Raw genomic sequence first — 12,617 nt, 5'->3', positions numbered from 1 at the left:
CACGGGGCGGGGTGCGGCGCCGATTCCCGCAACCGCTCGGTTCGCATCCGTATGGCGTGGATCAGACCACGCCATACGGATGCGAACCGAGCGATCACTCGCCGTGGGCATCGCTCCGGCGGGCACCGCTCCGGCCGCTCGCTCAGGCGCCCTCGACGACTCTCACGCGTGCCGTACCTGAAGAGTCCTTGACCGCGAGCACCCCGTTGGAGTGGGTGATCATCTGCACCCCGCCGTCGACGGTTTCGCTCCACGCGACCTCGCCGGTTGTGGCATCGAGGCCGACGAGCTTCTCGCCGTGGGCGACCACGACTTCACCGATCGTCGGCACAGAGGTCGGCTGTGCGACGTAGGCGGCCGTGGTCGGGTCGACCTTGCCGAGGTCGGGGCTGCGCCAGACCTCGTCACCGGTGGTGAGATCGACGGCCACCGCAGTGTTCTTGCCCGACGGCACCACGATGAGCGGTGCCTGTCCCGGCCTCGCGATGACGGGATCAGGCCCGAGGAAGAGCAGGGATTCGTCCTCGGCGTCAACGTCTTTGAGCTCCTGCGGTGCCTCGAGCGACCACGGCTTGAGGTCCTTCGGTGCCGTGCGCGGCGTGATCGCGTCCGTCCCCGGTGTCGCGACGAGACCTCCGCTGTACCTCCAGTCCGGTCCGTTGCCGGGCGGGAGAAGGCAGTACACGAATCCGGATTCGCTGGCCCGCGTGCTCATCTGGCACGCGCCGTGGGGGAGCGGGTCGAGGACTTCGGTGTCGGTGCCCGTCGCTGCGTCCGGATCCGGCGGAGCATCCACGTCGCGCCACTTCGTCACGCGGACCGGTGCCGGTTCGCCGCTGCCCTCCGTGTCGTAGGGGGAGAGATAGAAGACATCATCGCCGAGGTGGTCGATCGTGTATCTGCTGCCCAGCGCGGAATCGCCGCCGACGGCCAGAGGGTCGACGGAGGCCGCTGAGGACTTCCCGGTCGCGATCTCGGTGCGGACGAGTGCCGGGTATCCCCGTGAGGACACGACGCGATCGAGGAAGCGGCCGGTGGGGTCGACAGAGGTGCCGTCGACCTGCTCGTCGACTCTTTCCTTGACCCGCCACCGCTCCTTCCCGGTGTCGGGGTCGAGAGCGAGGACGTGAGTCGCATCGGAGTAGTCGGCGCGACTGCCGTCGTAGCACTGGTCGGGAATGTCTGCGACGATGCCGTCGTCGGCGTACTGCTCCTGATAGTTGAGCAGCACCCGGGCACCGGCGCTGATGTTCTGCGTCATCGACTCCGACGGGCGGATCGAGAAGTAGGGGCCGGGGGCGCACTCGTCGATGGTGCCCGGATCGAGGTCCCAGACCTTCTTCCCCGACCAGTCGAATGCCGCGACGGTGCCGGCGTCGTCGTCGAGCTGGGCGATGATCCTCCCCGGGGTGACCTGGACACGGGGAGAGAATGTCGCGTCGAGGACCGGCGGAAGTTCGGCGACGAGCTCGCCCCGACGCGTATGGATCGCGGGGCGCCCTGAGGAGGTGCTCAGCAGGAAGCTCTCATCGTTGGCCCCGAGCACCGAGGAGGAGTCGAAGCTCATCCAGTCCGACCATTTCCCCGCCGGCGCCGAGGCGGAACCGGAGTCAGGAGCGTCACCGGGCTCCTCATCGCTGCTGCACCCGCTGACGACGAGCGCGAGGACGCCCAGACAGGCGAGCCCCACCGTCGCACGGATCGACCGGGAGCGTCTCACGCGGGCTGACCTGGAACTCATTGCGTTACCTCCACTGTTCTCAGAACGGACCGCCCCGCGTCTTCGCTGCGGACGAGGACGAACGGGCCCTGCGCGCTCATCGGCGAGGCACCGTCGAATGGAGCCGGCTCCCTCCACGTCTCCTCACCGCTCGTTGCGTCGATGCCGACGATCTCGCCGCCCATGCTCGTGACGAACTCTCCGGTGGGAGGGACGTAGCTCGTGTACTCGGCGTAAGTCCCCTTCTCGCCTGGGACGGTCCATTCGACCTCACCCGAGGCCAGGTTGATCCCCTGCAGCGGGGCGTCCTTCCCGGGCAGTCCGATGAGCGGGTCAGCACCGTCGCGTGGGGCGACCGGATCGATGCCGAAGATGCCGGGTCCGGAGGTTTCGGGATCGGTCGGCACGTTCGTCGGTCCTGCTGCGGTCCACGGTGCATCGGTGATCGGCGTCGTCACCGGGGCCGGCGTCCCGTCGGCCGCGAGTCCGCGGACGAGCTTGGACCGGTAGTCTCCTTCGCCGTTGGGTGCCTCGAGACAGTATTGGATTCCCGACCGTGACGTCGAGACGTCGACTTCGCACGGGTCGGCGTCGCCGGGAGGGAACGACTTCGCGTCGTCGACGCTCTCTGTCCACTTCTCGACCTGGGTGAGCACGAACCCGTTGCCGCCCAGGTCGATGGCGAATTCGTCCTGGCCCATATCGCTCATGAAGACGGGGTCGGGGAACGAATAGCCCCATTCGTCGAGCATGAGGCGAGCTCGCTTCTTCTTGCCGGTGCCGATCTCAGTGCGTTCGAGATAGATGGGCAGCTTGTTCGTCACGACCCGGTCGACGAACCTGCCGTCGAGGCTGAGGGCGGCGTCGAGCTGCTTGTGATTGAGATTGTCGGCCTGACTCCACTTCTTCTCGCCGGTCTTCGCATCGATGCCGACCAGGACGTCGACGTCCTTGAAGTCGCTGGTGATCTCACCGAAGCACGACTGGGGGAGCCGATCGTACGAGCTCTCGGCGGCGTTGGCGTTGAGCACGAGAGTCCCACCGGTGCCCACCGCCTCGGTGAGTCGAGAGGTGAGGAGGCTGACGTCGGCGGGGAGGACGCACTCCCCGAACTCAGCGAAGTCGAAGGCCCACTGCTGCTTCCCTGTCGACCAGTCGAACGCGGTGAGGGCCTTCTGTTCGACGACGAACACCGATTCCCCATTGCTCGCAATCGTCGCCGAGGGCAGGTCGGGTCGGAAGTCCTGCGGCTCGGGCAGCGTCCACAGCTCCTTGCCGGACCGGTCGTAGACGGCGAGGTTCGGTTCTCCCGTTTCGCTGAGAACCGCGTAGTCGGCGGTGGCGGCCATGATCGCCATCGGCGCGTCGAGCTCGATCCAGTCCGACCATTCCGCCTTCGGCGCCGAGGTGGGGGAGGCCTGATCCGACTCATCCGATGCCCCGGATCCGCATCCGGAGAGCAGCAGCGCCATGACGGCGAGAGCGGCGAGTGGGGACGGTCGCATGCGAGCTCCTTCGTGGCGGGGACCGCGGGTGTCTCGAGTGGGTGTCGTCGGGGCGTCAAGGGGCAGAGTGGTCGAAACTGCTGGTGGCAGGTCCGACTACAGCAAAAGTATCACAAGGTGAGTGGGCTCACATGCACGGTCGGGCAGACTCCGAACGAGGCGCCGGGCACGTCCGACTAGACTGGTCGAGCATGAATCGAGGGGTGCTGACCGAGCACTCGCACGCGATGAGGAGCACGCATGGACATGGTGATCGCCCGCCTGGGCAAACCGCACGGCATCAGAGGCGAATTCACCGTCGAGGTCCGCACCGACCGACCCGACGAGCGCCTCGTGCCCGGAATGACCTATGCGACGGACCCCGACATCGGCGAGCTCACCCTCAAGTCCGCCCGCTGGCACCGTGATCGTCTTCTCCTCGCCTTCGACGAGGTGCCCGACCGCACGCGTGCCGAGGAGATCCGCAACACCCTCATCCTCGCCGAGCAGGACGACGAGACCGACGAAGACGATGCGTGGGCACTCGATGACCTCATCGGGCTGACGGCCTACGTCGGCGAGGACGCCGTCGGCGAGATCGTCGACGTCACGAGCGGAACCGCCCAGGACCTCCTCCACCTCAAGCACACCGACGGCCGCGAGATCCTCATCCCCTTCGTGACCGCGATCGTGCCCGAGGTCGACACCGACTCCGGGCGGATCGTGCTCACCCCGCCCGCCGGTCTCCTCGACGCCGAGTGAGCCCGACCATGCGCATCGACGTCGTCTCGATCTTCCCCGACTACCTCGAAGGGCTCACGCTCTCCCTCATCGGCAAGGCCATCGACCAGGGGCTGCTCGACCTCGGCGTCCACGACCTGCGGGACTTCGCCTTCGACCGTCACCGCACCGTCGACGACTCCCCGTACGGGGGCGGGGCCGGCATGGTGATGAAGGCCGAACCCTGGGCGCTCGCCCTCGAGCACGTCCTCGGCCGGGGTCCGGCACCGGCGGAGGCGGACAGTGCCGCGGATTCGCAGGACCGCCTCGGCGAGGGGACGGGCGAGGCACCCCGACCGATCCTCATCGTGCCGAGCCCGGCAGGGGAGGTCTTCGATCAGCGGATCGCGGAGGATCTTGCGCACGCCCAACATCTCGTCTTTGCGTGCGGGCGGTACGAGGGCATCGATCAGCGGGTCCTCGACTGGGCGGGGGAGTCCTTCGATGTGCGCCCCATGAGCATCGGCGACTACGTCCTCAACGGGGGCGAAGTCGCGTCGATGGTGATGATCGAGGCCGTCAGCCGGCTCATCCCCGGTGTCATCGGCAACCCCGAATCCCTCACCGAGGAGAGCCACGAGGACGGCCTCCTCGAATACCCGATCTTCACGAAGCCGGCGACCTGGCGCGGGCATGAGGTCCCGGAGATCCTGCTCAGCGGCAACCACGCCGCGATCGCCCGCTGGCGACGTGACCGACGTCTCGAACGCACCGCCGAGGTCAGGCCGGACCTGCTCGCCGAGCTCTCCGACCTCGACGCGGCCGACCGCGCCGTCCTCGACCGGTTTGAGTCCGGGGACGCACCCGTGACAGAATAGATCCGCGTTTGTTGGCATCCACCTGCTTCAGGGGGATGGGTGCCCGTTTCAGCCGCCGGCCACAGCCCGGTGGAGCAGGGGAGGGATCCCGGCAGACGAATCCGACCACCGGCATCGCCGGTCCGATATGCGTGTCCTCGACCTGAAGCAGAGGCCACAGGAGAAGCACAATGCAGAAGCTCGATGTTGTCGACGCAGCCTCGCTGAAGTCCGACGTTCCCGATTTCCGCCCCGGTGACACCCTCAACGTCCACGTCCGCGTGGTCGAGGGCAGCCGTTCGCGCATCCAGGTCTTCAAGGGTGTCGTCATCCGCCGTCAGGGCGACGGCATCCGTGAGACGTTCACGGTTCGCAAGATCAGCTTCGGCGTCGGCGTCGAGCGCACCCTCCCGGTGCACTCGCCGATCGTCGAGCAGATCGAGGTGCTGTCCCGCGGCGACGTCCGCCGCGCGAAGCTCTACTACCTGCGCAACCTCCGCGGCAAGGCCGCTCGCATCCGCGAAAAGGCCTGATGACCGTCCGGCCCAGCGCCGCACGGACACCTCATGCCGCAGCATGACGAAAACGCGACCTCCGGGTCGCGTTTTCGTGTTCCGGGGGCGGGTGGCTCGCCGGCGGACGGCGATGCGTCGGCCCGCCGTTCCCCGTCGTCGCGCCGCATCTCGCCGAGGTGGTGGAAAGCTCTCGTCATCATCGCCGTCGTCATCGTCATCCTCGGGGCTTCGGTGCGCGGTTTCGTCATCCAGCGCTTCACGATTCCCAGTGAGTCGATGCAGCCGACGCTCACCGTCGGCGAGACGATCTCCGTGTGGCGCCCCGATGCGCTGACCGGAGACATCCAGCGCGGCGACGTCGTCGTCTTCGACGGTCGCGGCTCCTTCGTCGACGACCCCCTGCCCACCCCGCTGCAGAAGATCGGCTCGTGGGTCGGTGTGGGTCCCCGCGACGTCTACTTCGTCAAACGCGTCATCGCCCTCGGCGGGGACACCCTCGAATGCTGTGACGCACAGGGCCGGCTGCTGCTCAACGGCAAGCCGCTGACCGAGGACTACGCGCCGCTGCCTGCCTCCTCGGTGGCGTTCTCCATCGAAGTCCCTGAGGGAACCATGTGGGTGATGGGCGACAATCGGAACGATTCGACCGATTCCCGCGCGTTGCTCGGGCGTCCCGGCGGCGGCTTCATCCCCGTCGACCGTGTCATCGGCCCGGTCATCGGGCAGGGCTCCAGCCTCGACTGATACGCTCGTTCCAGCCACCCCGCGCCGGGCGCGGTCCGATGCGAAAGCGAACGAATGACCCCCGAACCCCAAGCTCCACCGCGCTCGAAGAAGATCCTCCGCGGCCTCGCCGAGACGGTGGTGATCATCGTCATCGCACTCCTCATCTCCACCGCGCTGAAGACCTGGGTGGTCCGTTCGTTCTACATCCCGTCGGGGTCGATGATGGACACCCTGCAGATCGACGACCGGGTGCTCGTCAACCAGCTCGCCCCGAAGTTCGGCCCGGCCAACCGCGGCGACATCATCGTCTTCGACGATCCCGACGACTGGCTCGCCGGGTCCGAGGTCTCGAACTACACGCCCAACCCGGTCCTCGAATTCATCGGCCTCGCCCCCTCCGACGCGGGCAACCAGCTGGTCAAACGCGTCATCGGCGTCGGCGGCGACACCGTCGAATGCTGTGATGCCAAGGGCAGGATCCTCGTCAACGGCACCCCGATCGACGAAACATACTTGCCGCCGGACACAGCCCCCTCGGAGATGGAGTTCTCCGTCACCGTCCCCGAAGGCCAGTACTGGGTGATGGGCGACAACCGCGGCAACTCCGCCGACTCCCGCTACCACCAGGATGGCCAGCCGTTCGTCCCGGCCGAGAACGTCGTCGGCACCGTCTTCTTCGTCAACTGGCCCCTCAATCACATCCGCTGGATGGGCAATCCGAAGGACGTCTTCGCGAACGTGCCCGCACCGCAGGGAATCACCGTCAGCTGATGGCCGGACGTGGACTGCACGACCTCGGCGTCGAACGTGCCCTGGCCGCCGAGGGCTTCGAGACCGTCATCGGCATCGACGAGGTGGGCCGGGGTGCCCTGGCCGGACCTGTGAGCGTCGGGGTCGCCGTCTTCGACCTCGCGGTCGTCTGCACAGCCGAGGTGCCCGCGGGCATCCATGACTCGAAGCAGCTCGATGCCGCCTCCCGGACGGCTGCGACTGCGCGTGTCCGATCATGGGCGCACGCCTCGGCGGTGGGGTCGACGAGCCCGGCCGAGATCGACGCCCTCGGGATGACGCTGGCCCTCAGCCTCGCCGCTCGCCGTGCCCTCACCGAGGTGGTCGACTCGATCGGATCCGCCGGCCGGACGATGGTCCTCCTCGACGGCAAGCACGACTGGCTCTCGGCTCCACTCACGCTCGATTGCCTGGGGATATTTGGTCCCGCAGCCGACCTCGACCTCCCGCCCGTGCGCACCGTCATCAAGGGCGACGGCAGCGTTCCGGTCATCGCGGCGGCGAGTATCGTGGCGAAAGTGGACCGTGATGAGAGGATGATCGACCTCGCCGAGGTGCACCCGCAGTATGGTTGGGAGTCGAATGTCGGATACGGAACCGTTCACCACCGGCAGGCGATCGCTGAGCACGGACCGAGCGTCCACCATCGGCGGAGCTTCCGCCTGCACACCGAACCGGACGCGAAGAGAGGTACGCCGTGAGCACTGATGATCTCGATGACTACGAGGCCCAGCTCGAACTCCAGCTCTACAAGGAGTACCGCGACGTCGTCGGCCTCTTCGCCTACGTCGTCGAGACCGAACGCCGGTTCTATCTTGCCAACCACGTCGACCTCAAGGCCCACAACGACGCCGGCGACGTCTACTTCGAACTCACCCTGCGCGACGCCTGGGTGTGGGACAGCTACCGGTCGGCCCGGTTCATCAAGACGGTGCATGTGCTCACCTTCAAGGACGTCAACATCGAGGAGATCGCGAAGTCCGATCTCGAACCGCCCACGTCGATCGGGCGGTGAGAGGTCGGCCGCATCTGGATTCGACACGCGCGTGAGCTTGACTTGTGCGTACGCCGGGTGTGAATAGCTGCGCACTCGTGTGCTCACGGCCTGTGGACGCCCACGCGGTTTCCACAGGCCGTTTTCCGACTCTTCCCTTCGTCTCTCCGGCCGTGATGCCCTGGGCACATGGCACGGACAGCGAAGGCACCAGCCGCCGAAGCGGAGGTGGACCAGGAGGAGGCGCCGCGGGCGTCGACCCGCGGTGAGAGGGCACTGACGCGCGGTGAGCGGCAGATCGCCTTGGGGCGGGCCGGCGAAGACCTGGCCGTCGCCCGGATCGAAGCCGAGGGCATGGTCGTCCTCGCACGGAACGTTCGGTGCCGACACGGTGAGATCGACATCATCGCCCGCGACGGTTCGACCGTCGTCTTCGTAGAGGTCAAGACCCGGCGCACGATGCGTCAGGGCTCGCCGCTCGAGGCGATCACCCCGGCCAAACTGCGGAAGATCCGCATGCTCTCCGGTCTGTGGCTGCGCGCTCAGGCCGAGTACTTCCAGGCCACCCGCATCGACGCGATCGGCATCGTCATGTCACCGCGCCCGTTGGTCACCCATGTGAGGAATGTGCAGGTCGACTCATGAGCGATCATCTGCGGGTCGTCGAGGACGGCGAGCCGGTCGTGGAGCCGGTCGAAACCGGGGAGCCGGTCCAGGTCGGGACGATCGTCGAACCGGAGTCCACCGTCGTCGGCCGGGCTGCGGCCGTGGCTCTCTGGGGTCTGGCCGGGAGGATCGTCTCCATCGAAGCGGTCATCAGCTCCGGCCTGCCGGGCATCGACATCGTCGGGCTGCCCGACGCCTCGGTGAGCGAATCGCGCAAGCGGCTGCGCGCGGCACTTTCATTCCTCGGCCTCCCCGTGGCCACTCAGCACCTGACGATCAACCTCACCCCGGGCAGCGTGCCGAAGATCGGCACCGGATTCGACCTCGGCATCGCCGTGGCCGTGCTCAGAGCACGCGGAATCATCCCGCCGGCGGACACGGAGGCCGTCGTCCACTGCGGGGAACTCGGCCTCGACGGCCGGATCCGACCCGTCAGCGGGGTGCTGCCGGTCCTCCACGCCGGACTGCTCGCCGGCTTCGACCGGTTCGTCGTCCCCGCCGGCAACAGCGCCGAGGCGGCACTGCTGGGAACAGCCGAGGTGAAGGCGGTGTCGTCGCTGGCCGAACTCGTCAACGTCTACGGCGGAACCCTCACCGTTCCCCAGCTCCCGCCCGTCATCGAACCGGCGGGACCTGCCACGCCTGGGCCTGAACTCCACGACCTCGCCGAGGTGCAGGGCCAGGAGGAAGCACGCTTCGGGATCGAGGTCGCAGCCGCCGGCGGTCACAACCTCCTCATGCGCGGGACACCTGGGGCAGGGAAGACCCTCCTCGCGCAGTGCCTGCCGGGCATCCTTCCCACACTCACCGATGCCCAAGCACTCGAGGTCGCCGCGGTGCGCTCGCTGCGCGGGGAACTCGTCGCCGGTGAGGAACTCGACCACCGGCCCCCGTTCGAGGCACCGCATCACCGGAGCACCGCCTCGGCGCTCGTGGGCGGGCGGAAGCCGGGAACCGTCGGCATCCTCAGCCGTGCCCACCACGGTGTGCTCTTCATGGACGAAGCACCCGAGTTCTCCCGGGACGTCCTCGAAGCTCTGCGCCAGCCTCTGGAGTCCCGGCAGGTCCACATCCACCGCGCGTGGGGGTCGATGGTGCTGCCCGCGTCGTTCCAGCTCGTCATGGCCGCCAACCCGTGCCCGTGCGGGGCGGGCATGCAGTCCGCGGCGAACTCGGACTGCCATTGCACGCCGATGGACAAACGGCGGTACCGCAATCGTCTTTCAGGACCGCTGCTCGACCGAGTCGACCTGCAGCTCGAGCTCTACCCGATCACTCCGGCCGATCTTCGCCTCGGCGGTGACCAGGAGCCCAGTGCGGAGGTCGCTGCTCGAGTGCTCGCCGCCAGACAGGCGCAGAGTCAGCGGTACGCGGAGAGTCCGTGGTCGCTCAACGCCGGCGCCCCGGGGCCGTGGCTGCGGGAGCACTTCGGGATGCGACCGGAGGCGCTGCGCAGTCTCGACCGGGCACTCGAGACCGGCCGGATCACGATGCGCGGCTACGACCGGGTGCTGCGGGTCGCGACGACCCTGGCCGACCTCGCCGGAGCCGCTGCCCCCGACGCCGAGCGGATCGCCACGGCACTGGCCCTGCGCACTCAGGAGGCGTGATGGAGACGGCAGAGAGCATCGGCGAGGGTCGCGGCGCAGCGTCGACCGCCACCGCTCAGCGGATCGCGATCGCGGCTCTGCTGCGCATCGGCGAACCGGGCGACGGCCTGCTCAAAAGCCTCGTCGATGCCGTGGGACCCATCGCCTCCCTCGAACTCATCCGAGCCGTGGCTCGGGGTGAGGCCGCTGCGGCGGAAGCCGCACACCGGCTCGCCGTTGAGATCGGCGACCTCGCCGGTCAGGGACGGCTCGCCGAGGCGCTGGCCCGCTGGGCGGTGCGCGCCGCCGATGCGGACGGAGAACACGATCTCGAGGGAATGGTCCGCCTCGGCGGGAGACTCGTCATCCCCGCCGACGATGAGTGGCCATCCGGGCTCAACGACCTCGGACCGGCGGCGCCCCTGGGTCTGTGGGTGCGCGGCACGGCTGGCCTCGGCCCGTCTCTGCGCAGGGCAGTCGCGATCGTCGGTGCCCGTGCCGCGAGCGGCTACGGGACGAAGTGCGCCTCCGACCTTGCCTGGGATCTCGCCGCAGAAGGCTGCGCGATCGTCTCGGGCGGTGCGTTCGGGATCGACGCGGCAGCGCACCGGGCGGCGCTGGCGCGGGAGGGGACGACGCTGGCGTTCATGGCCGGGGGAGTCGACCGGTTCTATCCGGCCGCGAACTCCGACCTCTTCGCCCACGTGCTCGAGCACGGTGCGCTCGTATCCGAGACGGCCCCCGGGATGACACCCATGCGTCACCGGTTCCTGCTGCGCAATCGGCTCATCGCCGCCTCGGCGCTCGTCACGGTCGTCGTCGAGGCCGGGTGGCGCAGCGGGGCACTGAACACGGCCCGGCACGCGCTCGAACTCTCCCGCGCGGTCGCGGCCTTTCCCGGGTCGGTGTACTCGGCCTCCTCGGCGGGCACCAACCGGCTCATCCGCCTCCACGAGGCCGAACTCGTCACCGGTGCAGGGGAGGTCCTCGACCTCATCCGAGACGATGAGCTGCCTCTCGGAGATCTCGGCACCGGGGGAGTACGGGACGCTGGGCGAATCGCCGGAGACGACGGCGGTTCGGTCGGAGCGCACCACCCCGAAGCGGGCGACCGGGTTACGGAGACCGGGCGTGGGAATGATCGCGGCGACGATCGGGTCGACGACCTCGGGGAGAGGGAGAAGATCTGCCTCAACTCGCTGTCGGTGACGAAAGCTCTCGACGTCGGCACCATCGCCTCGCGAGCCGGGCTGACCGTGGGCGATGCGCTCTCCGCGCTCGCCCTCCTCGAGATCGAGGGACTGAGCGAACGCGACGGGGCCGGATGGAGGAAGCTGAGGCGCTGACCGCGTACTCTGGAACCGTGACCACTACGCCTCGCTTCCCCGAGGTGGTCGACGACTACGCTGACCACCTGCGTGCGCGCGATGTCTCCGCACACACGCGCCGCGCCTACGTCGGCGACGTCCGCGACTTCTTCGCCCACGCCGCGCATCTGCCGGGACGGGTGCCCTCGTGGGAGTCCAGCAATGGCGGTGCTGCGGACACGGGTGGTTCTCAGGCGAGGATCGCCGTCGCCGACATCAGCCTCGACGATCTGCGCTCCTGGCTCATCGCCCTCGACGACGCAGGAGCTGCGAAGTCGACGGTGGCCCGCAAGATCGCGGCGATCAAATCGTTCTTCGGCTACTGCGTGAGCGCCCGTGGCCTGCCCGCGAACCCGGCTGCTCGCCTGCGCACCCCGAAGAAGGACTCGCGCCTGCCGACCGTGCTCAAACCGCAGCAGGCGGCGAACCTCGTCTCTGCGGGGTTACGTGACGCAACGGGCTCGACCGCGGAGTCGCGGATGACCAAGAAGCCGGTTGTCGACGTGCCCGGGTCTGCCGGCAGCAGCGGAGGGCGCGTCGGAGACGAGCCAGGTTCACACCAGCGCAATGCGGAACACGCCAGTCTTGAGCCGACGAGGACGGGCGACGATCCCGCTTCGGCTGACGACGGCACGTCCGAGGCACTGCACGCACGCGACTCCGCCGTCCTCGAGATGCTCTATGCGACTGCCGTGCGCGTGTCCGAACTCTGCGGACTCGACCGCAGCGACATCGACCATCAGCGGTCGATGATCACCGTGCTCGGCAAAGGCGACAAGGAACGCCGGGTGCCCTTCGGCGGACCCGCCCGAGACGCTCTCGAGCGATGGCTGAGGCTGCGCGAGCGCTTCGCGACCGCCAGGAGCGGGGATGCGCTGTTCCTCGGGGTGCGCGGAGGACGGATCGGGGCCCGTCAGGTCCGTGAGCTCGTCCACCGCTACGGTGCCCTCAACCCGGACGCCCCCGACATCGGCCCGCACGGGCTGCGGCATTCGGCAGCGACCCACATGCTCGACAACGGCGCCGACCTGCGGCAGATCCAGGAACTCCTCGGTCACTCGACGCTGAGCAGCACCCAGATCTACACCCACGTGTCGATGCAGCGCCTCCAGGAGACCTACCGGCAGGCGCACCCCCGCGCCTGAGGGCTCACACCCTGAGCGCCCACACCCTGAGCGCCCACACCCTGA

13 protein-coding genes are annotated in these 12,617 nt (G+C 68.3%); 11 read left to right on the top strand and 2 right to left on the bottom strand.

What is annotated here, in order from left to right:
* Positions 1-142 precede the first annotated feature (142 nt).
* Together AACX88_RS08225 and AACX88_RS08220 are read right to left on the bottom strand one after the other, a co-directional pair.
* Positions 143-1,741, bottom strand: a complete 1,599-nt coding sequence (locus AACX88_RS08225) for an outer membrane protein assembly factor BamB family protein (protein WP_339392557.1) — start codon at positions 1,739-1,741, stop codon at positions 143-145.
* Positions 1,738-3,225: an outer membrane protein assembly factor BamB family protein gene (locus AACX88_RS08220; protein ID WP_339392556.1), complete on the bottom strand. Its 1,488-nt coding sequence runs from the start codon at positions 3,223-3,225 to the stop codon at positions 1,738-1,740. Before AACX88_RS08220 ends, AACX88_RS08225 begins: the two co-directional genes overlap by 4 nt.
* A 240-nt stretch (positions 3,226-3,465) precedes the next feature.
* Between AACX88_RS08220 and rimM the strand changes: the two genes are divergently transcribed.
* From rimM to AACX88_RS08165, 11 genes are all read left to right on the top strand, one after another.
* Positions 3,466-3,966, top strand: a complete 501-nt coding sequence (gene rimM, locus AACX88_RS08215) for a ribosome maturation factor RimM (protein WP_339392555.1) — start codon at positions 3,466-3,468, stop codon at positions 3,964-3,966.
* 8 nt (positions 3,967-3,974) lie between these two features.
* Entirely contained in the window at positions 3,975-4,802 is an 828-nt protein-coding gene (trmD, locus tag AACX88_RS08210; protein WP_339392554.1) for a tRNA (guanosine(37)-N1)-methyltransferase TrmD, read from the top strand.
* 170 nt (positions 4,803-4,972) lie between these two features.
* Positions 4,973-5,314: a 50S ribosomal protein L19 gene (gene rplS, locus AACX88_RS08205; RefSeq protein ID WP_339392553.1), complete on the top strand. Its 342-nt coding sequence runs from the start codon at positions 4,973-4,975 to the stop codon at positions 5,312-5,314.
* Positions 5,315-5,347: 33 nt separating this feature from the next.
* Complete coding sequence (lepB, locus tag AACX88_RS08200) at positions 5,348-6,040, top strand: signal peptidase I (protein WP_339392552.1); 693 nt, start codon at positions 5,348-5,350, stop codon at positions 6,038-6,040.
* A gap of 54 nt (positions 6,041-6,094) precedes the next feature.
* Positions 6,095-6,793, top strand: coding sequence for a signal peptidase I (lepB, locus tag AACX88_RS08195; RefSeq protein WP_339392551.1), 699 nt, complete (start codon positions 6,095-6,097; stop codon positions 6,791-6,793).
* Complete coding sequence (locus AACX88_RS08190; RefSeq protein ID WP_339392550.1) at positions 6,793-7,512, top strand: ribonuclease HII; 720 nt, start codon at positions 6,793-6,795, stop codon at positions 7,510-7,512. Before lepB (AACX88_RS08195) ends, AACX88_RS08190 begins: the two co-directional genes overlap by 1 nt.
* Positions 7,509-7,826, top strand: a complete 318-nt coding sequence (locus AACX88_RS08185) for a DUF2469 domain-containing protein (RefSeq protein ID WP_339392549.1) — start codon at positions 7,509-7,511, stop codon at positions 7,824-7,826. Before AACX88_RS08190 ends, AACX88_RS08185 begins: the two co-directional genes overlap by 4 nt.
* 168 nt (positions 7,827-7,994) lie before the next feature.
* Positions 7,995-8,450 carry a YraN family protein gene (locus AACX88_RS08180; RefSeq protein WP_339392548.1) on the top strand — a complete coding sequence of 152 codons (456 nt, stop codon included), beginning with the start codon at positions 7,995-7,997 and terminating at the stop codon, positions 8,448-8,450.
* Positions 8,447-10,081, top strand: a complete 1,635-nt coding sequence (locus tag AACX88_RS08175; RefSeq protein ID WP_339392547.1) for a YifB family Mg chelatase-like AAA ATPase — start codon at positions 8,447-8,449, stop codon at positions 10,079-10,081. Before AACX88_RS08180 ends, AACX88_RS08175 begins: the two co-directional genes overlap by 4 nt.
* A complete protein-coding gene (gene dprA, locus AACX88_RS08170) occupies positions 10,081-11,406 on the top strand; it encodes a DNA-processing protein DprA (protein ID WP_339392546.1) in 1,326 nt (441 codons plus the stop codon). Before AACX88_RS08175 ends, dprA begins: the two co-directional genes overlap by 1 nt.
* 17 nt (positions 11,407-11,423) lie before the next feature.
* On the top strand, positions 11,424-12,572 hold the full coding sequence (locus AACX88_RS08165) for a tyrosine recombinase XerC (protein WP_339392545.1): 1,149 nt from the start codon (positions 11,424-11,426) through the stop codon (positions 12,570-12,572).
* The last annotated feature ends 45 nt before the right edge of the window (positions 12,573-12,617 follow it).

It is taken from the genome of Brevibacterium metallidurans (assembly GCF_037101285.1).
Taxonomy (GTDB): Bacteria; Actinomycetota; Actinomycetes; order Actinomycetales; family Brevibacteriaceae; genus Brevibacterium; species Brevibacterium metallidurans.
The sequence above is the reverse complement of the archived record's forward strand: the minus strand, read 5'-3'. Positions and strand labels throughout refer to the sequence as shown.

What these genes read in the sequence shown, in the direction of transcription:
- AACX88_RS08225 (WP_339392557.1), bottom strand. Translation starts at nt 1,741, where the DNA reads ATGAGTTCCAGGTCAGCCCGCGTGAGACGCTCCCGGTCGATCCGTGCG.
- AACX88_RS08220 (WP_339392556.1), bottom strand. Translation starts at nt 3,225, where the DNA reads ATGCGACCGTCCCCACTCGCCGCTCTCGCCGTCATGGCGCTGCTGCTC.
- rimM (WP_339392555.1), top strand. Translation starts at nt 3,466, where the DNA reads ATGGACATGGTGATCGCCCGCCTGGGCAAACCGCACGGCATCAGAGGC.
- trmD (WP_339392554.1), top strand. Translation starts at nt 3,975, where the DNA reads ATGCGCATCGACGTCGTCTCGATCTTCCCCGACTACCTCGAAGGGCTC.
- rplS (WP_339392553.1), top strand. Translation starts at nt 4,973, where the DNA reads ATGCAGAAGCTCGATGTTGTCGACGCAGCCTCGCTGAAGTCCGACGTT.
- lepB (WP_339392552.1), top strand. Translation starts at nt 5,348, where the DNA reads ATGCCGCAGCATGACGAAAACGCGACCTCCGGGTCGCGTTTTCGTGTT.
- lepB (WP_339392551.1), top strand. Translation starts at nt 6,095, where the DNA reads ATGACCCCCGAACCCCAAGCTCCACCGCGCTCGAAGAAGATCCTCCGC.
- AACX88_RS08190 (WP_339392550.1), top strand. Translation starts at nt 6,793, where the DNA reads ATGGCCGGACGTGGACTGCACGACCTCGGCGTCGAACGTGCCCTGGCC.
- AACX88_RS08180 (WP_339392548.1), top strand. Translation starts at nt 7,995, where the DNA reads ATGGCACGGACAGCGAAGGCACCAGCCGCCGAAGCGGAGGTGGACCAG.
- AACX88_RS08175 (WP_339392547.1), top strand. Translation starts at nt 8,447, where the DNA reads ATGAGCGATCATCTGCGGGTCGTCGAGGACGGCGAGCCGGTCGTGGAG.
- dprA (WP_339392546.1), top strand. Translation starts at nt 10,081, where the DNA reads ATGGAGACGGCAGAGAGCATCGGCGAGGGTCGCGGCGCAGCGTCGACC.